We start from the raw sequence: 20998 nt of genomic DNA, 5'->3' as shown, positions 1-20998 counted from the left end.
TTCTTCACCCCAGCAGCGTCGGGGACTGTTCAAAAATCAACAGGGTGAAGTCAATCAACTGAGTAAGCATCCACTTACCGGCGAAGACCAGTACCAGCATGGTCATCACCAGCCTGGGCAGAAAGCTCAGCGTCTGTTCGTTAATCTGGGTGGTGGCCTGGAACACGCTGACGATCAGCCCGGTAACCAGGCTGGGCAGGATCGCCACCACCGAGATCATCAACACCAGCTTCAGGGCCTGGGCGATAATGTCACCGGCCACGTCGAGGGTCATCATAATCCCAGCCCCTGTACGCTGTGGGTCAGCGTGCCGACAATCAGCGACCAGCCGTCACAGAGCACGAACAGGATCAGCTTGAACGGCAGCGAAACGATCAGCGGCGACAGCATCATCATCCCCATTGCCATCAGGATGCTGGCGACAATCAGGTCAATCACCAGGAACGGGATATAAATCATAAAGCCGATGCGGAAGGCGGTTTTCAGCTCACTCAGTACAAAGGCTGGCGTGACGATGCTTAAGTCCTGCTGTTCCGCTTCACCGCTGGCGTTGGCGATGGTCATAATCTGGGTTAGCGAGGTGGTGCTGGTCTGCGACAGCATGAATTTCTTCAGCGGGGCCGAACCGGTAGCCAGAGCCTGCTGCAGGGTGATTTGCTCAGCCTGGTAAGGCACCACCGCATCGTTATAGATTTTCATCCACACCGGGCGCATCACCAGCAGGGTCAGCACCAGCGCGATGCCGGTCAGCACTTTATTGGGCGGGCTTTGCTGCAGGCCCAGTGCCTGACGCAGCAGCGACAGCACGATAATGAAGCGGGTAAAGCAGGTCATCATCAGCAGCATCACCGGCAGCAGGCCGAGCAGCGTCATCAGGATCAGAATTTCGATCTTGACGCTGTAATCCTGGCCGTTGGTGGTGTTGGTCGCGCTGAACAGCGTCAGTCCGTGGGATTCCGCCAGCGCCAGCGCCGGACACAGCAGCAGCGTACCGGGCAAAATAGCCCGCGTCAGCCAGCGGGAGGCGGATTGGTTCATAATGCCAGCTCACCCAGCTCTTTATTGTTGAACTCGATAATGCGCAGGCCGTATTTGTCGTTGACCACCACCACTTCGGCCTTGCCGAACAGGATGCCGTTCACTTTTACGTCCAGCGGTTCACCGGCCAGCTTGTCCAGCTCCAGCACCGAGTCGTTGTTTACGTGGATCAGCTCCGCAAGAGAGATCTCCACGGAAGCCACTTCCAGCGTCAGCGTGACCGGAATACGGCTGAACAACGCCAGATGCCGCTGTTTATCCTGTGGCGTTGTAGCGGCGCTGTCGCTTACTGTCTCTTCGGCAGGGGCGACATCGTCCAGCGAAAAATCGAAATCCAGCCCGGAGGCCAGGCTGTCATTGGCATCAGTCATGCGTTTGCTCACTGTTAGGATCGGTAAATCCAGAGAAAAAGAGTTTGCCGTGATCTTCAGTAATCACGGCGGTCATCAGCGGCTGCCGGCCAATAAACAGCGGTACGCGGTCGGCCAGTGAAATGGGCAGAATATCACCGCTTTTCAGCTGCATCAGGTCCGCCACTTTTAGCGAAACCGTGGCCAGATGGCCGGTTAAACGAACCGGCAGGGCCATAAAAGAGGTCTGGGTGCTGGCGGATTGTTCCAGTCCCGGACGGGCGCTGCGTTCGGCGCTCTGGCGCAGTGTGGCGAGCAGCCGGTCAACGTGGGCACTGTCCAGCAACAGTGAAAAGGTGCCGTCATAGCCGTCGAGGGCAAATTTAATCCGATAAGACCAGTTAGTATTCAGCGAGGCGCAGTCAGGATTAATTTGCAGCGAACTGCCAAACAGCGAATCCTCAGTAATCAGCGTAACCAGTTCCTGCGCCAGTTTACTTTTCAACCGCTCTTCAGTGCGGGTGACCGGCGTCTGTTGGGTGGAAATAACCTGTTTGTCCTTGCTCAGACCGTAATAGTCATGCAGAACGCTCAGCAGTAGAGGACGGTCAATAATAATGGCCAGACTTCCTGTTTCACTGCTGAATATTTGTGCCTGCTTATGCCAGACATCCATTTCAAAGTGCAGAGACTTTAAAGAAATATTGACACGAAATTTTTTCAGGAAAAAAATATTCAGCTTTCCGTCAAAATGATCGTGCTTGTCCAGGAATATTTTCTGGATCTTATGATAAGGTCTTCCGAGCTTGTTAATTTCTAATTTCATCATCGCAGGATGTTTTCCGTGATGATAAATTCTTACCTTGCTCTTTTTAGGGCCCATGACTCAATCCGCTCAGCGAGTAGTAATGTGTCGGTAGCGCTTCACGTAATGATAACAAACGGGGTCAACCTGAAACTTACCGTAAAATGACGGCGTAAATTAGACCGTTTTTCAGCCAGCATAGCAATGCCTGCAGGCTTATTAATCCATTATTAATCTGCCGTTTCGCTTCCGATGATTGTTTATTAACATTATGATTTTATGGCCTTTATATTTTAATATTCCATTAAAGCTAAAACGAGTAACGGACGAAATGTATACTAATTTCCATCCTGGTAATCGCCATGGTTGAATTATGTATTAAAGTATCAACATGTGGAAAATGTCTGAATGGAAATGAACAGGAAAATTGCTGGCTGTGCTGAGTATGATTTTGTTGCTCATTCTCCTGCCAGCGTAAATTTATTATCGCTGGCGCGACGCCTGGCGAAATTTAACGTCCCTGTGCTGATTACCGGTGAAACGGGTACGGGTAAAGAGTGTGTGGCGAAATATATTCACCATCATGCTTTTTATGAAGGTGCTCCCTATGTTGGGGTGAACTGTGCGGCCATTCCGGAAAATATGCTGGAAGCCATTTTATTCGGCTATGAGAAAGGCGCATTTACCGGCGCGGTCAGCAGTCAGCCCGGAAAGTTTGAACAGGCTAATGGCGGAACGCTCCTGCTGGATGAAATTGGCGATATGCCGCTGGCGTTGCAGGCAAAATTATTGCGTGTGCTGCAGGAAAAATGCGTTGAGCGACTGGGTAGCCATAAACCAGTACCGCTTGATATCCGCCTTATTGCCTCGACCAATAAAGATCTTGAAGTGGAAATTGCTGAAGGGCGATTCCGTCAGGATCTGTTTTACCGTATTTCTGTTGTTCCCATCCATATTACCCCGCTGCGGGAAAGGGCAGAGGACATTATTCCGCTGACCGAATTGTTTATTCAGAAATACCAGTCTTTCTCCACCAGTAAACCGAGTCTGACCGCGCAGGCGCGACGCTCGTTGCTGACACATGACTGGCCGGGCAACGTCCGCGAGCTGGAAAATGCCGTGCAGCGTGGCCTGATCATGTCTGACGGCGGCACGCTGGATCACGGTTGCCTGGGCCTGAAGTCAGCGCCGTCTGCGATCGGTGCACCTTCCCAACCTGAATGCAGCGATGAAAGCCCAATCAAACAGCGCGGCAGAATGGCGGAGTTCCAGTACATCATCGACCTGTTGCGGCGCTATCAGGGCAATAAATCCCAGACCGCCGCGTTTCTTGGCATCACCCCGCGCGCGCTGCGCTACCGGCTTGCCAGTATGCGAGAGCAGGGTTTTGACCTCGGTTTACCCTCCTGATCCCCACAAAGGAAGTGCAAAAATGATCGAAAAATTAACCCTCAGCAACGCGGCAGGTCAGCACGCGATGATTGCTGAAATGGAACGGATGCGGGCTCAGGCTACGGCCTCTGCCCTGCCACCGATGGCGAACGATCTCGCCAGCGCGTCAGTCAGTGGTCCGGGTTTTGGCCAGGTGATGGAACAGGCGGTCAACCACGTTGATAACCTGCAGCATGTTGCCAGTGCCCAGCAGCGAGCGGTGGAACTGGGACTGAGCGACGATCTGGCCAGCGCGATGCTGGAAAGCCAGAAGGCCAGCGTGGCGTTCTCCGCGCTGATGCAGGTCCGCAACAAGCTCAGCAGCGCCTTTGACGAAGTCATGAATATTTCACTGTAGGTTCCGCGTGATCGAGAAACTGAAAGCCCTGCTGGGGCCGCTTAAAGCGGGTCAGCTGAAGAAATGGATCCTCCCCGGTGCCGCTGCGCTGGCGGCCACTGCCGTCATCGTTTCGCTGCTCTGGCAGAGCAATAACCATTACGTGATGCTCTACGGCTCACAGCAAAATGTTCCGATTGCACAGGTCGTGGAAGTGCTCAGCGGCGAGCAGATCTCCTACCGCGTGGAGCCGAACAGTGGCAACCTGCTGGTGCGGGAAACCGATCTGCCCAGAGCCCGTATGGCGCTGGCGGCTAAAGGGGTATTCAGTCACACCCCTGCAGGTTATGAGCTGATGGACAAAGATGAAATGCTCGGCAGCAGCCAGTTTATCCAGAACGTGCGGTTCAAGCGCAGCATGGAGGGTGAGCTGGCGCAGAGCATCATGGCGCTGGATGCGGTGGATTACGCCAGGGTGCATCTGGGAATCAGCGAAACCAGCTCTTTTGTGCTGAACAATAAACCTGACAGCACCGCTTCGGTGATGGTACGGGTCCGTTTTGGTGAACAGATGAGCGACGAACAGGTCACCGCCATCGTTAATCTGATCGTCGGCAGTATTCCCGGGATGAAGCCAGGACAGGTACGGGTGGTTGATCAGCATGGTGTACTGCTCTCCGCCAATATAGATGCTGCCGGAAACGGCACGCTGGACAATAAAGCCAGCAATAAAGTGCTGCTGCAGGTGCGTAAAGAGACCGAGCGCAGTCTGGCAAACGTGCTGGCCCCGGTGGTCGGTAACGAAAACTTCCGCATCAGTGTGGTGCCGCGTATCAACTTCAGCGAAGTTGAAGAGACCCAAGAGCGCTTCCTTGGCGATCCACGGACCAGTACAGAAAGCCTGCAGCAGGAAAACACCACCGAGCAGCTGGCTCTCGGCGTGCCCGGCTCGCTGAGCAACCGTCCGGCGAATCAGGCTCCGGCCACCACTAATCCTTCTCAACTGGCGACCCGCAATCAGGCTCAGCGTCAGTTTAATTATGATCGTGATGTGCGACATATCCGCCATCCTGGCTACCAGGTGGAGAAACTCTCGGTGGCGGTGGTGCTTAACCAAAGCTCACCTGCGGTAAAAGCCTGGACAGAAGAGAGCCGCCAGCAGGTACAGCAAATGCTTCAGCAGGCGGCAGGCATTGATCCCCAGCGTGGCGATGTGCTGAACCTCAGCCTGCTGGCATTTCCGGAGGCCACGCCGTGGTCGGAACCGCCGATCCCATGGTGGGAGCGTAAGAGCATTATCGACTGGAGCGTGCGTGGAGGGATTGCCCTGCTGCTGCTGCTGCTGACGCTGTTTGGCATCCTGCCGGTGCTGCGTCGCTTCAGTCGTCGCGACCCGGAACCGTTACTGGCTGAACCTCAGGAGCTGCCGGAAGGCGTCTTTATCGATGATGAACCGGCCAGCGAGCCGCAGCGGGCGCAGCTGCCTGCCAGCTCCTTCCAGCAGCAGGAAGCACTGCCGCCGCAGGGCTCCGGGCTGGAAACTAAAATCGCCTACCTGCAAACCCTGGCCGAGAGCGAAACCGACCGCGTGGCCGAAGTGATCAAACAGTGGATAAACAGTAATGAGCGCAATGCCGACAGCAAATAAACAGGAAACCCCCGCCAGCACCGCCCGTTCGCGACTGGAGCAGGCGGCTATTTTGCTGCTCAGCATAGGAGAAGAGGCGGCGGCGATGGTGCTGCGGAAAATGACCCGCGAAGAGGTGCTGCGCCTCAGCGAAACGATGGCGCGGCTGCACGGCGTCAAGTTAACTCAGGCCCGCCAGGCGATGAACGACTTCTTTAACGACTATCGCGATCAGAGCGGGATCAACGGCACTTCGCGCACCTATCTGCGCGGCATCCTGGAGCGTGCGCTGGGCAGCGATATCGCCAGCAGCGTGATCAACGGCCTGTACGGCGACGAAATCCGCCACCGTATGGCCCGGCTTCAGTGGGTGGATACTCCACAGCTGGCGGCGCTGATTGATCAGGAGCATTTACAGCTGCAGGCGGTCTTTCTGGCCTTCCTGCCGCCGGACGTGGCGGCTCAGGTGCTGACCTATCTGGCGGTCGAGCGTCAGGATGAAATTCTTTACCGTATCGCCCGGCTCGACGACGTGAACCGCGATGTGGTGGACGAGTTGGACCGCCTGATTGAACGCGGCGTGGCGGTGCTCTCCGAGCACGGGTCCAAGGTGCAGGGCATTAAGCAGGCGGCCAATATCGTCAACCGTATTCCCGGTAACCCGCAGTCGCTGCTGGATCAGCTGCACGCGCGGGATGAAAAAGTGGTCGATGAGTTGAAAACGGAAATGTACGAATTCTTTATTCTCAGCCGCCAGAGCCAGGTCACGCTGCAGCGACTGCTGGAAGAGATCCCACTCGAACAGTGGGCGATTGCCCTGAAAGGCACCGAGCCGGTGCTGAGCCAGGCCATCTACGAGGCAATGCCGAAACGGCAGGTTCAGCTTTTGCAGAGTACCACCGCCCGGTTGGGTGCGATACCGGTCAGCCGCATCGAGCAGGTGCGTAAAGACATCATGACCGAAGTGCGCACCCTGGCGGAAGAGGGTGAAATTCAGGTGCAGCTGTTCAGCGAACTGACGATGGAGTAAGGGATGAACAAGCTGAGCGGTAAATACCGCCTTTATCATTTTCCTCCGTTGCGTAAAAGCTGGCCGCTGACGGAAGGCCAGCAGGCTCCGCTGGACGCTGCAGAGTATCAGCAACAGCTGATGAACGGTTTTCAGCAGGGGATCAGCGACGGTTTTCAGCAGGGGATCAGCGACGGTTTCCAGCAGGGAGTCGAGCAGGGTAAGTCCCAGGGCTATGAAGAGGGGCTGGAGCAGGGTCTCCAGGCCGGAAGAGAGCAGGGGCGCGAAGAGGGTAAACGCCTCGCGCACCAGGAATTTAAACGTGCCGCCGAACCACTGGACAGTCTGGTACAGCAACTGACTGGCGCGATGGAGGAGTACGAACAGCGGCGGCGCAGCGAGCTGCTGCAGCTCGTCGAGAAAGTGACCCGCCAGGTAATCCGTTGCGAACTGGCGTTGCAGCCGACGCAGCTGCTGACGCTGGTTGACGAAGTGCTGAGCAGTTTGCCGGAGATGCCGAAGCGCCTTCGCGTGCTGATGAATCCGGAAGAATTTGCCCGTATCAGCGAGACGGAGCCGGAGAAAGTGGCCGAATGGGGCCTGACCGCCGAGCCTGAAATGGCGCCCGGCGAATGCCGCGTGGTCACCGAATCTGCCGAGATGGACGTGGGCTGCGATCATCGGCTGGGCCAGTGCATGAGCGTGCTGACCGAAAGTCTGAGCGGCGAGCAGGCTGACTGATGTCTTCACGCGAGCTTTCCGCCTTTGACAAGGCCCTGAAATCAATAGAAAACATCAGCCTGGCGCGCATTGCCGGACGGCTGGTGCGGGTCAACGGCCTGCTGCTGGAGTCGGTGGGCTGCCAGCTGGCCGTCGGCCAGCGCTGCCAGATTGAAGCGATGGGCGGCAAACTGATTGAAGCCCAGGTGGTGGGATTCAACCGCGATGTGACCTATCTGATGCCCTTCAAGCAGCCGGAAGGGCTTATGGCGGGTGCCAGAGTGTTTCCTGGCGGCCGCGGCAGCGAGCTGACCATCAGTGAGAGCTGGCTGGGACGGGTGATTAACGGCGTCGGGGAGCCGATTGACGGCGCAGGACGGCTGGAGGGCGATACTCCTCTGCGGCAGCAAATCCCGCAGATCCATCCGCTGACCCGCAAACCGGTAGAGCACCCGCTGGACGTCGGCGTCAAAGCGATTAACGGCCTGCTGACCATCGGCAAAGGCCAGCGCGTCGGGCTGATGGCCGGTTCCGGCGTCGGTAAAAGCGTGCTGCTCGGCATGATTACCCGCAGCACCCAGGCGGAAGTGGTGGTGGTCGGGCTGATCGGTGAGCGCGGGCGTGAAGTGAAAGAATTCATTGAGCACTCGCTTGGCCCGGAAGGCCGGGCAAAATCGGTAGTGGTGGCGGCTCCGGCAGATGAATCGCCGCTGATGCGTATCAAGGCCACCGAGCTGTGCCATGCCATCGCCAGCCACTTTCGCGACCAGGGCAAAGACGTGCTGCTGCTGGTCGATTCGCTGACGCGCTACGCCATGGCCCAGCGTGAAATCGCGCTGTCGCTGGGCGAACCTCCGGCTACCAAAGGCTATCCGCCTTCCGCCTTTGGCATCATCCCAAAATTAGTGGAAACGGCAGGTAACGCCGAAGGTCAGGGTACTATGACCGCCATTTATACCGTGCTGGCCGAAGGGGACGATCAGCAGGATCCGATCGTCGACTGCGCCCGTGCGGTGCTGGACGGCCATATCGTCCTCTCACGACACCTCGCAGAAGCCGGACACTATCCGGCCATTGATATCGGCCAGAGCATCAGCCGCTGTATGAGCCAGGTCACTGCCCGGCCTCACCAACTGGCGGCCCGTACCCTGAAACAACTCTATGCCGAATACATGGCTATTAAGCCGCTGCTGCCGTTAGGTGGCTATGTCGCCGGAGTGGATGCAACCGCAGATAAAGCCGTGCGGCTGTTCCCCGCGATCGAACATTTTTTACGCCAGCAGGTGGATGAGCCTTCACCGTTGGATCAGACCATCAGCAGCCTTGAGGCGCTGGCCCGTATGTAATGTAAGGAATGAAAATGGACAAGTATGTCAGAACGACCAGCGTACTCGAACGTCTGCGCCAGATGCGCGAACGGGAGCTGGAAGAGGCCACCGGCAGGCTGGCCCAGCAAAAAATCCTCTGTCAGCGTTATGCCAGCAATATTGCGGCGCTGACCGGTCTGAGCAACGGGGAGATCTCTCCCGGCTGCGATGCGGTACAGCTCAGCAACCAGGCCCGTTTCCGCGCCAATATTCAGCGGGTGATTGACTGGCAAAAACAGGAGCAGGCTCTGGCGGAGATCAGGCAGCAAACCTTACAACAGGAGTTAGTTAACGAAGCCTGCCGTGAAAAATCGCTGAGTGTGGTGCTGGACCAGCAGCGGGCGGCCCTGCAACAGCAGCGTCAGCAGGCGGAACAGAAACAGACCGACAGTCAGGCCATGCAGAGCTGGATGCGTATCCACAGGTCGGAAAACTAGCGTCACAGGACATCATTGATCGGGACGGGATAATGAACACGACAGAAAGTTTCACACCGGACTACGTACTGCATTTACAGGGCGTACAGCATGATTGCTGCTGTTGCGGTTGCCACAGCGCCTCGCCGCTGCTGCAGCTGCGCTGGAAAAATCAGGTGCGACACAGTGCCGTATTTGGTTGTGACCAGGTCGCCAGAACTATCCTCTTTCAACGGCATTCGCTGTCGATGCATATCGGCGAAGCGGTGGCGGAAAACCTGCCGGAGCTGAATAAGCGGTTGCTGATACTCAATCACAGCTGCCTGCGGCTGCTGGAAGGCGTGAGGGGCGATCTCAGCCTGAAACTCTACACGCTGGGGCTGTTTATCATGAAAGCAGCCAAAGAGAGTCCGGCAGAGAAGCCTGGCTCGCTGGTCGAGGTTTACTTAAGGCAGGGCATTCAGCGCCGGATCGCCCGTGCATTTAAGGCTTTCTCGTCGGCTGAGGAATACAAAATCATGGCGCTGCGCACGTTGAGTCAACTGCCACTGGAGGTGAGCCTGGACCCGCTGAGCAGGATGGCCCTGCAGCAGACGTTACAGCAGATGGCGGCACTGCCGGATGAGATGTTACAGATCCGCCTTAACGGGCTGGAAAAGCGGTGCGAGCTGGCGGAATTTTTGCAGGCTCAGCAGACGGCGTTTATTAACTTTCTGCTCTATCAGCTGTACCACAATGTTTTTCCGGGGCATTCAAGGGCCGACTGGGCCGCGGCTTATGCCGGACTGTGTCAGCACTTTTTCTGCCTGAAAATGCTCTGTGCTTTGAGTTTGCAGCAGCAGCTGGTGCTGGATGAAGAGAACATCAGCGCGCTGTTTGCTGCCTGGCACCGCGTGGCTCCCCGCCACTCCTTTCATGACAATCCCCTGCTTGCCGGGATCTCACTGCTGAAATAAGCAGGCCCGTCCATAGGCCTTGATAAACCGTCGGGATACCCTGTTCCGACGGCGATTACCTTGAGTAGAGAAAGTCCTCCGGCCGGTCACGGAACAGCGCGCCCAGCATTTCCCGCTGATGATTAAGCAGTAATCCATTACGTTCATTCAGTTGCTGACAGGCAACCGCCTGCTGTTCTAGCGTTTGCCACCAGCTTTCAGCCTGGGCTTTCAGCGCAGCGGGCAGCCGGGAGAACAGCACTTGCAGCCCCTCTCCGTTGGTTGCCAGACGCAAAGCCTCTAAAGTCTGCACCCTGCGTCGGGCGCTGGCCTGCAGCCGGGGGGAGATGGCAGAGAGGTTTGCTCCCGCCTGTTCACTTTGCTCAGCATGGCAGGCAAGCATCGCCTCACGCTGCTGCTGCAGGAGCTGAGCAAGCTGCTGGTAGAACGGCACATCCTGTTGCAGATCTTTTAGCAATCCTTTGACTTGCTCCAGCTGGCTCATCGGCGGTAGTAGTCCATCATGGCACTCGCCAGCGAGCCGCTGTTCAGAGAGAGTTCGCCGTTTCTGATCGCCGCCTGCATCGCGCTGACGCGGTCACTATCCACCTCCGGCATGGCGCGTAACGCCTGCTGGGTCTGGCTGACCGGCCCGCTCTGCACGGTTGTCACCCGGGCCTGCTGACCAGGGCTTTCAACTGCACTGGCGATCACATTGTTAACGGCACTGCTGCTCTGTATCAGATTTTCTGCTGAGATTTTCATTTAAACCGATCTTTATAGGGGTTAAAAAAAACTATCGTTCCTATAGGCGACCCTGCCAGACAGAACTTTACGTTTTGAATAAAAAAACTTTACTCCTTTTAGTGTATTTTTCTTCTGCTGCAAGTGAAAACTCACCGCAGCGGTACCAGGCTATCATAGCCGCCGCTGTTTCAGCGGCGGGTGGTAGAGACTCCCAGCTCTGCACCGCGAGTTGCATAGTGACAATTCGCTCCTGACAGACGTCGGGCAACTGGGCTAACAGCACCTGCAAAATAAGCAGAAAACTGTCCCGATCCTTCTGTGGCGGTTGCGGTTCCTTAGTGCTTCCGGCTTCCTGCTGGGCCGGTGCCTCTCTCTGGCACGTGGCCCTGCCGATCCGCTCGACTTTCATCTGATTCCCTCCGTGGCTCCCCGTTGATTTACTCACAAAGCGGCAGCTGGTCCTGAAATCTTAAATTTCTTCGTTAATTCACCGGCCTGGCACCGTCATCAGCCGGACCACACCCTTGCCGTCCACCACCGCGCTGACCAGCTGCTGGCTGCTGAGGTTCTTCACTTTGATGGTGTCGCCTTTGCGGCCTTTCTTTTGTGCTTCTCCCAGCATCCGGGCTTCCACGCCATCCATCTCAGCAATCATCATCACCCGCTGTCCAGGGTGACGGGCTGATCGCTCTCGCTCAGGGCCGTCGTGAGATTTATACCCGTAACGGCCATATCGATATCGACGACAACGGCAACCTCTCCGTCAGCGGCATGCCGCTGCTGGGTGAGAACGGCCCGATCCAGCTGCCGCCTTTTTCGCAGGTGGCAATTGGGGATGACGGCACCGTAACGGTTATCCCGGAAAATGGCGACGTGAACGCGGCAATCGATGTGGATCGCATCAAGCTGGTGGATATTCCGGCTAACCGTCTGAGTAAAAACAACGACGGCCAGCTGGTCAGCAACCGCGCCACCAATCCACGCAGCGAGAACGTCAAGCTGGCCAGTGAGCACCTGGAGAGCAGCAACGTCTCCACCATCACTGAAATGGTCGAAACCGTCTCGCTGAGCCGTCAGTTTGAGGCGCAAATTAAAATGATGAAAGCAGCTGAAACCCTGGCCCAGGCGGGAAATCGCCTGATCCGTGGCAGCTAACCAGACAGGAAAACGTCATGAATCCAGCCTTATGGGTAAGCAAAACCGGTCTTGCGGCGCAGGACGCCAAGATGACCGCTATCTCCAACAACCTGGCAAACGTTAACACCACCGGTTTCAAACGCGATCGTGTGGTGTTTGAAGACCTGTTCTATCAGACCCAGCGCGCGCCTGGCGTGGCGCTGGATCAGAACAACAATACTCCCGGCGGCATCCAGTACGGCAGCGGGGTAAAAATCCTCGGTACGGAAAAATCCTTTACCGTTGGCGCAATGCAGGTCACTTCGAAAGAGCTGGACGTTGCCATCACCGGTCAGGGGTTTTTCCAGGTTGAAACCGCTGCTGGCGATATCGCCTATACCCGTGCCGGTAACCTGAAAATTAATGCCGACGGAGTATTAACCAATGCTCAGGGACTTGCGCTTATCCCCTCAATTGAACTGCCGGAAGGCACTAAAAGCATCGGGATTGCCAAAGACGGCACGGTTACCGCTCAGGTGGGTGGCGAAAGTGAACCCGCGAATCTCGGCCAGATCACGCTGGTGAACTTCGTCAATCCCGCCGGGCTGGAGGCACTGGGGGGTAACCTTTACCGCGAGACGACGGCCAGTGGTGAAGCAACGGAAGGTGTGCCGGGCGAAGAGGCCTTTGGCGAGCTGGAACAGGGATCGCTGGAAGGCTCTAACGTGCAGGTGGTGGAGGAGATGGTCGATATGATCACCGTGCAGCGCGCCTATGAAATGAACGCCAAAATGGTCTCCGCTGCTCAGCGGGTGCGAAAGCTCACCCTATCTGGTGCATAAAGACGACGCTGAATTCGCTCCACCCGTTAATCTGACACAGGCCAGCGAACCGGTACGCGGCGGCGGACTCTACCAGAGCAGCTATAACTGGTCGCTGACCCAGGATCGCCGCGCTTATCGCGTGGGCGATATCCTGACGGTCAGGCTGGATGAGTCCACTCAATCGAGCAAGCAGGCAAAAACTAACTTCGGCAAGAAGAACGACGTTGAACTTGGTGCACCTTCGGTGTTGGGGAAAACCTACGACAACCTCAGTGGTTCAGTGTCTGGCGATCGCAACTTTAATGGCAGCGCCTCCACCGCCCAGCAAAACATGCTGCGGGGGTCGATCACCGTAGCCGTTCACCAGGTGTTGCCCAACGGTGTGCTGGTGATCCGCGGGGAAAAATGGCTGACGCTTAACCAGGGCGATGAATATATGCGCGTCAGTGGCCTGGTGCGCTCCGACGATATCGAACGCGATAATTCGGTGTCTTCACAACGTATCGCCAATGCCCGCATCTCCTATGCCGGGCGCGGTGCGCTCAGCGATGCCAACTCAGCCGGCTGGCTGACCCGCTTCTTTAACCATCCGCTGTTCCCGATTTAAGGTTTTGTCATGACTCGTCATTTGCTTTTCTCTCTTTTTATTGCCGCATCGGTGTTAGCTGTTCCGGTGCAGGCTCAGCCACTGGGTCAGCTGGTGGACGTGCAGGGTATGCGTGGTAATCAGCTGGTTGGCTACAGCCTGGTGGTCGGGCTGGACGGTACCGGTGACCGTAACCAGGTGAAATTTACCAGTCAGTCGGTCACTAATATGCTGCGCCAGTTTGGCGTGCAGATGCCCGCGAAGATCGATCCCAAGGTCAAGAACGTGGCAGCAGTCGCGCTCAGCGCAACGCTGCCACCGATGTATGCCCGTGGTCAGACGATAAACGTCACGGTCTCTTCTATTGGCGATGCAAAAAGTCTGCGCGGTGGCACGCTGCTGCTGACCCAGTTGCGTGGTGCAGACGGCGAAGTTTACGCGCTGGCCCAGGGCAATGTAGTGGTCGGCGGCGTGAAAGCTTCCGGTGACAGCGGCTCCAGCATCACCATTAACACTCCAACGGTCGGGCTGATCCCTAATGGAGCAAGCGTGGAGCGGGAGATCCCCAACGACTTCCAGATCAACCGCCTGGTCTATCTCAATCTGAAGCGTCCCAGCTTTAAAACCGCCAACAATATTGCCACTGCGCTCAATCAGACTTTTGGCCGTGGTACTGCGAAGGCGCAGAGCGCCACCAATATCTCAGTGAATGCGCCAGTCGATCCCGATCAGCGCGTGGCTTTTATGTCGCGGCTGGAAGAAGTCTCGGTGGAGGCAGGCAAACAGCCCGCCCGCGTGGTATTTAACGCGCGCACCGGCACCGTGGTTATGGGCGAGGGGGTTGTGGTTCGTCCTGCGGCCGTTTCGCATGGCAACCTGACGGTAACCGTCCGTGAAAACCCGACCGTCAGTCAGCCTGGTCCTCTGAGTCAGGGTACCACGGCAGTGACCGCGCAAAGCGAGATAGGCGTGAACCGTGGCGATGGCCATATGACCACCATTTCCGGTGGCACCACCCTGCGCAGCATCGTCAACACGCTGAACACGCTGGGCGCGTCTCCTGATGACACAATGGCGATCCTGCAGGCGCTGAAAGAAGCTGGCGCGCTGGATGCGGAACTGGTGGTGATGTGAAAATTGATGCACTCAGCAGTACCTTTTCCACCGCCCGCAGCGATGTGGTTGCCGGGGCGAAGCCGCAGACGCTGGAGCAGGCGGCGGAAAAATTTGAAGCGATGTTTCTGCGGCAGATGCTGCAGGAGATGCGCAAAAGTTCTGATGTGCTGGCCGGGGAAAACGGCCTGTTCAGCTCTCGTGAGTCGCGCACCGTGCGTGATTTTTATGATGATGCCCTGGCGCAAAGCCTGGCCAGTCAGCGCAGCACCGGCATCGCCAGCCTGCTTATTCAGCAGCTGACCGCAGCCTCGTAAAGGGAAGTTAAACGGCGGGGAGAAATCCCTGTCGGCGGTTAAGTTTCTCCTCAGCCTGCCGCTTTACTGCGGGTAGCAGCGCTTAACCGAAATGGGAAAGAGATGAACAACTTATTCAATATTGGCTACAGCGGTATGCGTGCCTCGCAGACGCAGTTAAATGTCGCCGCGTTAAACACCGCTAACATGGCTACGGCTGGTTACACCCGTCAGCGCGTTGAACAGTCAGCCATCAGCCCTTCCGGGCAGTCGGGCTTTAACAGCGGCAACGGCGTAGCCGTGACCAGTATTCGCCGCATGGCCGATCAGTTCCTTACCGGTCAGGTCTGGCGGGCCAATACCAACGCTAACTTTTACGCCACCTCCCAGAATATGCTCAGCCAGCTGGAAACCCTGCTTGGCTCGACCACTTCCGGGCTGGGCGACGGGCTGGATAGCCTGTTCAGCTCGCTCAGCGGCGCAACGGAAAAGCCGGAAAATCAGGCCATGCGCCAGGACGTGCTGACTAATGCCAGCCAGCTGGCGTTACGCTTTAATAAAATGCAGGAGTTCATCAGCAAGCAGCGGAGCGATATTCAGACCCAGCAGCAGAACACGGTGAACAGCATCAATATGCTCAGCGGTAATATTGCGGAGTACAACAAGAAAATTACCGAGTCCGAGGCGCTGGGCACGGATACCAGCATTCTGCGCGACCAGCGCGATGAGCTGGTGAAAGAGCTGAGTGGCTATGTGGATGTGCGGATCAACGAATCCTCTGACGGCAGCTACACGCTGTCGCTCAGCTCGGGCCAGCCGCTGGTTGCCGGATCCACCGCAGGCAAGCTCTCGTTGCAGCGAGATGCGCAGGGGAATATGGCGATGTCGCTGAGCCTTTCCAGCGCGACTTTCCAGGTGGAGATGGATTGTGGCGGTACGCTGGGCGGGCTGCATGATTATGAAAGCGGCACGCTCAGCGAGATGTCTGACTCGATCATGGGTATGGCTAAGGCAATGGCTGAAGCCTTTAACGCCCAGCAGCGCGCCGGATACGATCTGCAGGGCGAACCCGGTAAAGATCTGTTCATCTTCGATCCCAGTAACCCGAACGGCATGCTGCAACTAACCGATATCAATTGGGATGAGCTGGCTTTCTCGGCCGATCCTGACGCCACCGGCAACAATGAAAATCTCAAACGGCTGATCGAGATTGCTAATCAGTCCATGGACATCCCTGGAATGGGCAACACCACACTGTCGAATGCCAGCGCCTCTCTGGTCAGCACCGTGGGGATCAAAAGCCGCGAAAACCAGACCAACCTGGAAGCGGCGGTGGCGCTGCTGACTCAGGCAGAGAATGAGCGCAACAACTACAGCGGCGTATACGACGACGAAGAGGCGATCAACATCATCGTCTATACCAAGGCCTACCAGTCCAATATGAAGATCATCGCCACCGGCGATCAAATCTTCAGCGATCTGCTGGCGCTGTTTTAACTTTTTCCGGAGCCTGTGATGCGTATCAGCACCCTGACATTCACCAACACCATGTTGACCAGCTTTAACCGCAATCAGTCGAAATTGCTGACCCTGCAGAGCCAGATCGCCAGCCAGACGCGGTTGCTGAAACCCTCTGACGATCCCATCGCCAGCACCCAGCTGGCGCAGCTGCGCCGCGAAAAGTCGGCTATCGATCAGTATAAGAGCAATATCGATCGCCTGACCGGCAACCTGTCAGGCCAGGAAAGTACCGTTAAAGGGGCGGAGCAGCAGCTGCAGGCGATGATGGATAAAATGGTCGAAGCGATGGGCGGTACGCTCTCTGCCGAAGACATGAAAGCCTATGGCAAAGAGCTGGCTTCGCTGCTGGAGACCACCGTGTCGCTGGTCAATACTAAAGACGAGGACGGTCGCCATATGTTCTCCGGTACCCGGACCAATCAGCAGCCGCTGGTCTTCGATGCTGACACTAACAGCTGGTCGTATCAGGGCAATCAGGAAACCGCGACCACCAATGTCTCTAACGGCGTGTCGGTAGCGGTCACCACCCATCTGGCTCAGGCGTTTGGTGACAATCTGGAGACGCTGAATCAGCTGAAAGCCATCGCGGACAAAATGCAGGAAGGCACGCTGGATCCGTCGGATTACGCTGAAGAGATGAGCAGCGCCTATGCCTCGTTACAGGGCACTCATGGCAAGATTGCGGCAATCTATACGGAGCTGGGCAGCCGCTTTAATACGCTGACGTTGCTGAAAGATATCCACGATGACAACAGCGTGGTCAATGACACGGTGACGCGCAACCTGACCGAGCTGGATATGGCCAGCGCCAGTATCGACCTGACCCGCTATTACAACGCCTCGCTGGCCGCGCAGAAAAGCTATACGCAAATCCAGCAGCTTTCGCTGTTTTCGTTGATTTAAGAAGGCATGATGCAGGTAGATATTCATCAGACGGGCGCGGGCAGCAGCACGCTGCACAGCCGAAAGACCGCCACAGCCCAGCCGCTGGATAAAGTGGCAACGCTCACCGCCCGCACCTCTGCAGCCGCCAACAGCTATCCGGATCGTCCGCTGATCTCGTCTCAGCCGCTGCGCTACAACGTGCAGCTCAATGAGCAGCTAACGGCAGTGCAGCAGGCCGACAGCTTTCTGCAAAGCGCCGAAAAGCAGGTGCTGCAGCTGGTGCATGCGCTGACACGGCGGGACGCTCAGGGGGAGGTCCGGGAGAGGAGCGAAAACCTTCAGCAACTGTTGATGCAGCGCGACAGCCTGTCCGGCGGCTATGTTGATCGGCAGTTGCAGTTGAACCTGCAAAGCAAGCCGCTGGTGAACTTCAGCCTGCAGGACGGGACAGCGCTGGTGAACAGATCGGAACAGGAGGTTCTGACTTTTTCGCTGGGTGGCAGACAGCGGGAAGTCAGCGCGGCCTCGCTGGAGGAGAATGCTTCACCACGTCATAACCTGCTGCGGCTGAATCAGGCTCTGGGGAAGTGGGGCATTCAGGGCAAGCTGGATGCGCAGGATCGGCTGAACTTTCAGGTGGACGAGCAGCGCTGGCCACAGGTGAGCCAGCATCTTAGCGTGCAGGGTGGCGGTGAGCGATATCCGCAGGGACAGTTTTTCCCGGTTAAACCGCAGGTGGAAAGCGGGCTGGAAGAGGCATTAACTCAGCTGAACCGCACCCCATCCCAGGGCGGCCAGATCCTGCCCGAGCTGGAAAAGGCGCTGGAAACCCTGACGCAACAGCGTCGGTCGCTGCAGCAAACCCGCGAAAGGGCCCAGCAGCGCATCGACAGCATGGCGACTTTCAGTGGCCGATCTTCTGCCCTGCAGGCCGCTTCTGATTTTTCCGCCACCCTTCTGGCAGGCGATTTCACTACGCTGACTCAGGCTCTGGCCGGGCAGGCTAACCTTTCCGCGACCCGAGTGCGTAATGTGCTGAACGCCCGTTAAAGATGACTGATGATTTGTCCTGAGGTGGTAATGGTTACTTTGCCACCGGGATAGCTAACGCTGTTTAGTATGATACGGTTACGTTCAAGGTGCCCCATGATATTGGCAATCATCAGATCGTTTTTCTTTTGCGTGATGCAGACTGGTTTATAGTCATACAGCAACCCTTCAGAAGTGATTTTTTTTAGCGACATCAACACTTTAATTTGTAAGTGATTATCGTCAGGGCTGTTAAGTTTCAACATTATGGATTTTTTGTTGATCACATAGTGGGGATTATACAGTTCGCTGCTTTTTGACAATAAGTCGTAATAGCCGAACTGAAGTTTATCCTGGTGACCGTTGTCATTGCCATTGAACAGATCGCCTATCTCAGGGTTAGGTATGTAGAGTGTTCTTACCATCGCGCCCAAAATTAACAGCAACGTAAGAGACATCAGACTAATTGACGCAGTTCGCCATTTCATTTATTTCTCTCTCTGTTTCCCGATAAATCAGGGCGTTAAGTTGTGAGTTATCACTGCGAAACTGGGCGATGTTCATCGCCAGTTCACGGCGATCGCAGCGGCTGGTGATTTCCACCGTGTAATTCATTGTGCTGGACAGGATTTGGTAAAAAACCTGCATATTGGCCTGATGCTCAATCAGTAACGTATTCAGTGCTGACAGGGAAGGATTTATCTGCTTATCGATTTCTTCCGTCGGTCGCAGCTGATCGTTGACATGCTCCATAGCATAGAGACGAATGTTACTCCAGGCACCCGGGACCTGCTCGGTCAGCTTATTTTCCTGTTTTAAGGTACTGGTGATCAGCAAAAATCCCACCACCAGCAGTAGCAACGTTGCCTGCGCCAGGCACATCCAGCGCCAGAAGCGTTTCTGCTTTGCCTGCAATTTTTGCGTCAGCCAGACGCTCTCTTTTTTCGACTCTTTCTGCCACTCCTCGCGAGCAAGGGTCAGCGTGGATGGACTCTCCTGGCTGGTGACAGTATGCGGATAAAGAAGTTGCACTCCGGCATCTCCAGCCGCCCCCTCGCTGTCGGCTTCCCGCTTTTCATCCAGACGGAATTCACAATACTCCGCTTCGAGGATATAGCCTTTCTTGGGGATGGTTTTAATAATACGCTGTTGCTTACCGTCGTCTTCCAGCGCCACGCGCAGGGCGTGGATGGCATTCGGTAAACTGTTGTTGCCGATCACCCGGCGCTCCCAGACAAGCGTATTCAACTCCTCGCGCGTCAGGATCTTTCCTGCGTTCTGTACCAGCACGATCAGCAGTTTGAGCTGATACTCGCCCAGTCGACGCTGCTCACCGGACTGCTGATGGACCAGCGATCCGGAAGGGATATCGAGCAGCCAGTGATGGATCACGCAATGAGAGATCATAGCGGGGAGTGACCTTTTTTTGAGGTGAAAATAAAGTGGCGATATTTTCATCATTTTTGCGGTGTTATTCAACTATTGGCGGAATAAAAACTTCCGCTGGCGAATATTATTTATCTTTCGTTGATATTTGTCGTTTTTATATTGAGTGTAAGTATCTTCCTATTCCCTGTTTGTTAATGAATATCCTGTCACATGTTATCTTTTTCTTAACATTGTTATCAACACTCGCCTGAAGAACCGGTTTCTTCCTTTTTAATTTAATTATTCTTATTTACGGCCGTTTATATTCAGGTTGCCGCTGAAGAGGTTGGTCATAACTTCATTATTTATATGGTTTTTTTATTTTTCTATTTAAATATTCCCGCTGAAACGTCGTTTATATCAGGTACTGAAAAAAAACCAGTTTCACTCAAGGAGATAACCATTATGTCATTATCAATTTTCACTAACTCTGCCGCGATGTCTTCAACCAATGCGATGAACAAAGCGACCAGCAGCCTGAATGTTGCCATGGAGCGTCTGGGTACCGGTAAACGCATTAACTCTGCAGCCGACGATGCCGCCGGTCTGCAGATTGCTTCCCGCCTGCAGGCACAGTCTAACGGTATGGGCGTGGCCAAGCAGAACATTGCCAAAGCAACGGCGATGCTGCAGACCGCAGAAGGGGCTTTCGATGAAGTGAACAACATCCTTTACCGTATGAAGGATCTGGCGACCCAGGCGGCGGATGACACCAACAACGCCGATGACCGTACAGCTATCCAGGGTGAGTTCAAAGAACTGAATGCCGAGCTGGAAAACATCATGAGCAACACCTCTTACGGTTCTGAAAAGCTGCTGGCCTCTATTGGTGCAGGTGAGGAAGATGAGGACGGTAACGCTGTTGGTGGTGTGGCTGGCAAACTGACAGCCAGTATGCAGTTCCAGATTGGTGCCGGTTCTGAAGAGACGCTGAGCGTGGACCTGAGCGCAGGGCTGACCGCAGTAACCGGTTCTCTGGCCACCCTGCTGAATTCAGATATGTCTTCAGCAGAATCCGCGAACGCCGCGATTGATGAAATCAGCGCAGCAATGTCCGATGTCGGCAGCATTCGCTCCTCACTGGGTGCGAACATCAACCGCCTGGGCCACACCGCAGCTAACCTGGCGAACATGCAGGACAACACCAACCTCAACCTTGGCGTAATCCAGGATGCGGACTTTGCGGCGGAAGCCACGGCGATGACCCGCAACAACATGCTGACGCAGTCCAGCCAGGCGATGCTGAAGCAGGCTAACGGCATGAGCCAGATGGTTCTGGGCATGCTGGGCTAACCGGCCATTAACCTCTGATAACACCGCTCCAGGGCGGTGTTTTTTTTCCCCTTCTGGGCCCTTTTCTTTCCGTTAGGGAGGAAGCCTTATTTCCGCTTTTAAAATTCAACCAACTGAATAATATC

27 protein-coding genes are annotated in these 20998 nt (G+C 55.8%); 17 read left to right on the top strand and 10 right to left on the bottom strand.

Translation table 11 applies throughout. The features are described from left to right. Positions 1 to 4: 4 nt before the first annotated feature. From fliQ to AC3Y5R_RS09565, 4 genes are read right to left on the bottom strand one after another with little or no spacing between them, the layout of a single operon-like run. On the bottom strand, positions 5 to 277 hold the full coding sequence (gene fliQ / locus AC3Y5R_RS09580; RefSeq protein WP_489921132.1) for a flagellar biosynthesis protein FliQ: 273 nt from the start codon (positions 275 to 277) through the stop codon (positions 5 to 7). Further along, on the bottom strand, positions 274 to 1038 hold the full coding sequence (gene fliP, locus AC3Y5R_RS09575; RefSeq protein WP_489921131.1) for a flagellar type III secretion system pore protein FliP: 765 nt from the start codon (positions 1036 to 1038) through the stop codon (positions 274 to 276). The genes fliQ and fliP overlap by 4 nt, the downstream gene beginning before the upstream one ends. Next, positions 1035 to 1409 carry a flagellar motor switch protein FliN gene (fliN, locus tag AC3Y5R_RS09570; RefSeq protein ID WP_158784504.1) on the bottom strand — a complete coding sequence of 125 codons (375 nt, stop codon included), beginning with the start codon at positions 1407 to 1409 and terminating at the stop codon, positions 1035 to 1037. The genes fliP and fliN overlap by 4 nt, the downstream gene beginning before the upstream one ends. After that, complete coding sequence (locus AC3Y5R_RS09565) at positions 1402 to 2217, bottom strand: FliM/FliN family flagellar motor switch protein (protein ID WP_489921130.1); 816 nt, start codon at positions 2215 to 2217, stop codon at positions 1402 to 1404. Before AC3Y5R_RS09565 ends, fliN begins: the two co-directional genes overlap by 8 nt. A gap of 384 nt (positions 2218 to 2601) precedes the next feature. On the opposite strand from AC3Y5R_RS09565, the gene AC3Y5R_RS09560 reads away from it, so the two are divergent. From AC3Y5R_RS09560 to AC3Y5R_RS09525, 8 genes are read left to right on the top strand one after another with little or no spacing between them, the layout of a single operon-like run. After that, the gene (locus tag AC3Y5R_RS09560; RefSeq protein WP_489921129.1) at positions 2602 to 3603 is read left to right on the top strand and encodes a sigma-54 interaction domain-containing protein; all 1002 of its coding nucleotides are present in this window, start codon (positions 2602 to 2604) and stop codon (positions 3601 to 3603) included. Between the two features lie 22 nt (positions 3604 to 3625). Continuing rightward, positions 3626 to 3982 carry a flagellar hook-basal body complex protein FliE gene (gene fliE, locus AC3Y5R_RS09555; RefSeq protein ID WP_158784507.1) on the top strand — a complete coding sequence of 119 codons (357 nt, stop codon included), beginning with the start codon at positions 3626 to 3628 and terminating at the stop codon, positions 3980 to 3982. A gap of 7 nt (positions 3983 to 3989) precedes the next feature. Further along, entirely contained in the window at positions 3990 to 5609 is a 1620-nt protein-coding gene (gene fliF, locus AC3Y5R_RS09550) for a flagellar basal-body MS-ring/collar protein FliF (protein ID WP_489921128.1), read from the top strand. Beyond that, positions 5593 to 6618 carry a flagellar motor switch protein FliG gene (locus AC3Y5R_RS09545; protein WP_489921127.1) on the top strand — a complete coding sequence of 342 codons (1026 nt, stop codon included), beginning with the start codon at positions 5593 to 5595 and terminating at the stop codon, positions 6616 to 6618. The genes fliF and AC3Y5R_RS09545 overlap by 17 nt, the downstream gene beginning before the upstream one ends. Positions 6619 to 6621: 3 nt before the next feature. After that, positions 6622 to 7338 carry a flagellar assembly protein FliH gene (gene fliH, locus AC3Y5R_RS09540; protein WP_489921126.1) on the top strand — a complete coding sequence of 239 codons (717 nt, stop codon included), beginning with the start codon at positions 6622 to 6624 and terminating at the stop codon, positions 7336 to 7338. Beyond that, complete coding sequence (gene fliI / locus AC3Y5R_RS09535; RefSeq protein ID WP_489921125.1) at positions 7338 to 8663, top strand: flagellar protein export ATPase FliI; 1326 nt, start codon at positions 7338 to 7340, stop codon at positions 8661 to 8663. Before fliH ends, fliI begins: the two co-directional genes overlap by 1 nt. 14 nt (positions 8664 to 8677) lie before the next feature. Further along, entirely contained in the window at positions 8678 to 9121 is a 444-nt protein-coding gene (gene fliJ, locus AC3Y5R_RS09530) for a flagellar export protein FliJ (RefSeq protein WP_489921124.1), read from the top strand. A 32-nt stretch (positions 9122 to 9153) separates the two neighbouring features. Further along, positions 9154 to 10056 (top strand): hypothetical protein, encoded by a 903-nt coding sequence (locus AC3Y5R_RS09525; protein WP_489921123.1) that lies wholly within the window; start codon positions 9154 to 9156, stop codon positions 10054 to 10056. 55 nt (positions 10057 to 10111) lie between these two features. On the opposite strand, the gene flgN is transcribed toward AC3Y5R_RS09525, so the two are convergent. From flgN to AC3Y5R_RS09505, 4 genes are all read right to left on the bottom strand, one after another. Further along, on the bottom strand, positions 10112 to 10540 hold the full coding sequence (gene flgN, locus AC3Y5R_RS09520; protein WP_489921122.1) for a flagellar export chaperone FlgN: 429 nt from the start codon (positions 10538 to 10540) through the stop codon (positions 10112 to 10114). Beyond that, positions 10537 to 10800 (bottom strand): flagellar biosynthesis anti-sigma factor FlgM, encoded by a 264-nt coding sequence (gene flgM / locus AC3Y5R_RS09515; RefSeq protein ID WP_489921121.1) that lies wholly within the window; start codon positions 10798 to 10800, stop codon positions 10537 to 10539. The genes flgN and flgM overlap by 4 nt, the downstream gene beginning before the upstream one ends. 67 nt (positions 10801 to 10867) lie before the next feature. Continuing rightward, the gene (locus AC3Y5R_RS09510) at positions 10868 to 11191 is read right to left on the bottom strand and encodes a hypothetical protein (protein ID WP_489921120.1); all 324 of its coding nucleotides are present in this window, start codon (positions 11189 to 11191) and stop codon (positions 10868 to 10870) included. Between the two features lie 78 nt (positions 11192 to 11269). Continuing rightward, positions 11270 to 11404: a flagella basal body P-ring formation protein FlgA gene (locus AC3Y5R_RS09505; RefSeq protein WP_489921119.1), complete on the bottom strand. Its 135-nt coding sequence runs from the start codon at positions 11402 to 11404 to the stop codon at positions 11270 to 11272. On the opposite strand from AC3Y5R_RS09505, the gene AC3Y5R_RS09500 reads away from it, so the two are divergent. The 8 genes from AC3Y5R_RS09500 (at position 11389) to AC3Y5R_RS09465 (ending at position 18173) form a co-directional block, all read left to right on the top strand. Next, positions 11389 to 11937 carry a flagellar basal body rod C-terminal domain-containing protein gene (locus tag AC3Y5R_RS09500; protein WP_489921118.1) on the top strand — a complete coding sequence of 183 codons (549 nt, stop codon included), beginning with the start codon at positions 11389 to 11391 and terminating at the stop codon, positions 11935 to 11937. The two genes, AC3Y5R_RS09505 and AC3Y5R_RS09500, sit on opposite strands and share 16 nt — an antisense overlap. Before the next feature lie 17 nt (positions 11938 to 11954). Further along, positions 11955 to 12740, top strand: coding sequence for a flagellar basal-body rod protein FlgG (gene flgG / locus AC3Y5R_RS09495; RefSeq protein WP_489921117.1), 786 nt, complete (start codon positions 11955 to 11957; stop codon positions 12738 to 12740). Further along, a complete protein-coding gene (flgH, locus tag AC3Y5R_RS09490; protein ID WP_489921232.1) occupies positions 12700 to 13329 on the top strand; it encodes a flagellar basal body L-ring protein FlgH in 630 nt (209 codons plus the stop codon). The genes flgG and flgH overlap by 41 nt, the downstream gene beginning before the upstream one ends. A gap of 9 nt (positions 13330 to 13338) precedes the next feature. Beyond that, positions 13339 to 14442: a flagellar basal body P-ring protein FlgI gene (locus AC3Y5R_RS09485; protein ID WP_489921116.1), complete on the top strand. Its 1104-nt coding sequence runs from the start codon at positions 13339 to 13341 to the stop codon at positions 14440 to 14442. After that, a complete protein-coding gene (locus tag AC3Y5R_RS09480) occupies positions 14439 to 14738 on the top strand; it encodes a rod-binding protein (protein ID WP_489921115.1) in 300 nt (99 codons plus the stop codon). Before AC3Y5R_RS09485 ends, AC3Y5R_RS09480 begins: the two co-directional genes overlap by 4 nt. A gap of 102 nt (positions 14739 to 14840) precedes the next feature. Further along, the gene (gene flgK, locus AC3Y5R_RS09475; protein WP_158784526.1) at positions 14841 to 16214 is read left to right on the top strand and encodes a flagellar hook-associated protein FlgK; all 1374 of its coding nucleotides are present in this window, start codon (positions 14841 to 14843) and stop codon (positions 16212 to 16214) included. Between the two features lie 18 nt (positions 16215 to 16232). Then, the gene (flgL, locus tag AC3Y5R_RS09470; protein ID WP_489921114.1) at positions 16233 to 17141 is read left to right on the top strand and encodes a flagellar hook-associated protein FlgL; all 909 of its coding nucleotides are present in this window, start codon (positions 16233 to 16235) and stop codon (positions 17139 to 17141) included. A 6-nt stretch (positions 17142 to 17147) separates the two neighbouring features. Next, complete coding sequence (locus AC3Y5R_RS09465; RefSeq protein WP_489921113.1) at positions 17148 to 18173, top strand: hypothetical protein; 1026 nt, start codon at positions 17148 to 17150, stop codon at positions 18171 to 18173. On the opposite strand, the gene AC3Y5R_RS09460 is transcribed toward AC3Y5R_RS09465, so the two are convergent. Then, positions 18170 to 18640: a hypothetical protein gene (locus AC3Y5R_RS09460; protein ID WP_489921112.1), complete on the bottom strand. Its 471-nt coding sequence runs from the start codon at positions 18638 to 18640 to the stop codon at positions 18170 to 18172. The two genes, AC3Y5R_RS09465 and AC3Y5R_RS09460, sit on opposite strands and share 4 nt — an antisense overlap. After that, positions 18615 to 19559: a winged helix-turn-helix domain-containing protein gene (locus AC3Y5R_RS09455; protein WP_489921111.1), complete on the bottom strand. Its 945-nt coding sequence runs from the start codon at positions 19557 to 19559 to the stop codon at positions 18615 to 18617. Before AC3Y5R_RS09455 ends, AC3Y5R_RS09460 begins: the two co-directional genes overlap by 26 nt. A gap of 426 nt (positions 19560 to 19985) precedes the next feature. On the opposite strand from AC3Y5R_RS09455, the gene AC3Y5R_RS09450 reads away from it, so the two are divergent. Beyond that, a complete protein-coding gene (locus AC3Y5R_RS09450; protein WP_489921110.1) occupies positions 19986 to 20873 on the top strand; it encodes a flagellin N-terminal helical domain-containing protein in 888 nt (295 codons plus the stop codon). Positions 20874 to 20998 lie beyond the last annotated feature (125 nt).

Source organism: Erwinia sp. 009765445, assembly GCF_058137865.1.
This window is presented reverse-complemented; position numbering and strand designations above follow the sequence as displayed.

What these genes read in the sequence shown, in the direction of transcription:
- fliQ (WP_489921132.1), bottom strand. Translation starts at nt 277, where the DNA reads ATGATGACCCTCGACGTGGCCGGTGACATTATCGCCCAGGCCCTGAAG.
- fliP (WP_489921131.1), bottom strand. Translation starts at nt 1,038, where the DNA reads ATGAACCAATCCGCCTCCCGCTGGCTGACGCGGGCTATTTTGCCCGGT.
- fliN (WP_158784504.1), bottom strand. Translation starts at nt 1,409, where the DNA reads ATGACTGATGCCAATGACAGCCTGGCCTCCGGGCTGGATTTCGATTTT.
- AC3Y5R_RS09565 (WP_489921130.1), bottom strand. Translation starts at nt 2,217, where the DNA reads ATGATGAAATTAGAAATTAACAAGCTCGGAAGACCTTATCATAAGATC.
- AC3Y5R_RS09560 (WP_489921129.1), top strand. Translation starts at nt 2,602, where the DNA reads ATGGAAATGAACAGGAAAATTGCTGGCTGTGCTGAGTATGATTTTGTT.
- fliE (WP_158784507.1), top strand. Translation starts at nt 3,626, where the DNA reads ATGATCGAAAAATTAACCCTCAGCAACGCGGCAGGTCAGCACGCGATG.
- AC3Y5R_RS09545 (WP_489921127.1), top strand. Translation starts at nt 5,593, where the DNA reads ATGCCGACAGCAAATAAACAGGAAACCCCCGCCAGCACCGCCCGTTCG.
- fliH (WP_489921126.1), top strand. Translation starts at nt 6,622, where the DNA reads ATGAACAAGCTGAGCGGTAAATACCGCCTTTATCATTTTCCTCCGTTG.
- fliI (WP_489921125.1), top strand. Translation starts at nt 7,338, where the DNA reads ATGTCTTCACGCGAGCTTTCCGCCTTTGACAAGGCCCTGAAATCAATA.
- fliJ (WP_489921124.1), top strand. Translation starts at nt 8,678, where the DNA reads ATGGACAAGTATGTCAGAACGACCAGCGTACTCGAACGTCTGCGCCAG.
- AC3Y5R_RS09525 (WP_489921123.1), top strand. Translation starts at nt 9,154, where the DNA reads ATGAACACGACAGAAAGTTTCACACCGGACTACGTACTGCATTTACAG.
- flgN (WP_489921122.1), bottom strand. Translation starts at nt 10,540, where the DNA reads ATGAGCCAGCTGGAGCAAGTCAAAGGATTGCTAAAAGATCTGCAACAG.
- flgM (WP_489921121.1), bottom strand. Translation starts at nt 10,800, where the DNA reads ATGAAAATCTCAGCAGAAAATCTGATACAGAGCAGCAGTGCCGTTAAC.
- AC3Y5R_RS09510 (WP_489921120.1), bottom strand. Translation starts at nt 11,191, where the DNA reads ATGAAAGTCGAGCGGATCGGCAGGGCCACGTGCCAGAGAGAGGCACCG.
- AC3Y5R_RS09505 (WP_489921119.1), bottom strand. Translation starts at nt 11,404, where the DNA reads ATGCTGGGAGAAGCACAAAAGAAAGGCCGCAAAGGCGACACCATCAAA.
- flgG (WP_489921117.1), top strand. Translation starts at nt 11,955, where the DNA reads ATGAATCCAGCCTTATGGGTAAGCAAAACCGGTCTTGCGGCGCAGGAC.
- AC3Y5R_RS09485 (WP_489921116.1), top strand. Translation starts at nt 13,339, where the DNA reads ATGACTCGTCATTTGCTTTTCTCTCTTTTTATTGCCGCATCGGTGTTA.
- flgK (WP_158784526.1), top strand. Translation starts at nt 14,841, where the DNA reads ATGAACAACTTATTCAATATTGGCTACAGCGGTATGCGTGCCTCGCAG.
- flgL (WP_489921114.1), top strand. Translation starts at nt 16,233, where the DNA reads ATGCGTATCAGCACCCTGACATTCACCAACACCATGTTGACCAGCTTT.
- AC3Y5R_RS09465 (WP_489921113.1), top strand. Translation starts at nt 17,148, where the DNA reads ATGATGCAGGTAGATATTCATCAGACGGGCGCGGGCAGCAGCACGCTG.
- AC3Y5R_RS09460 (WP_489921112.1), bottom strand. Translation starts at nt 18,640, where the DNA reads ATGAAATGGCGAACTGCGTCAATTAGTCTGATGTCTCTTACGTTGCTG.
- AC3Y5R_RS09455 (WP_489921111.1), bottom strand. Translation starts at nt 19,559, where the DNA reads ATGATCTCTCATTGCGTGATCCATCACTGGCTGCTCGATATCCCTTCC.
- AC3Y5R_RS09450 (WP_489921110.1), top strand. Translation starts at nt 19,986, where the DNA reads ATGTCATTATCAATTTTCACTAACTCTGCCGCGATGTCTTCAACCAAT.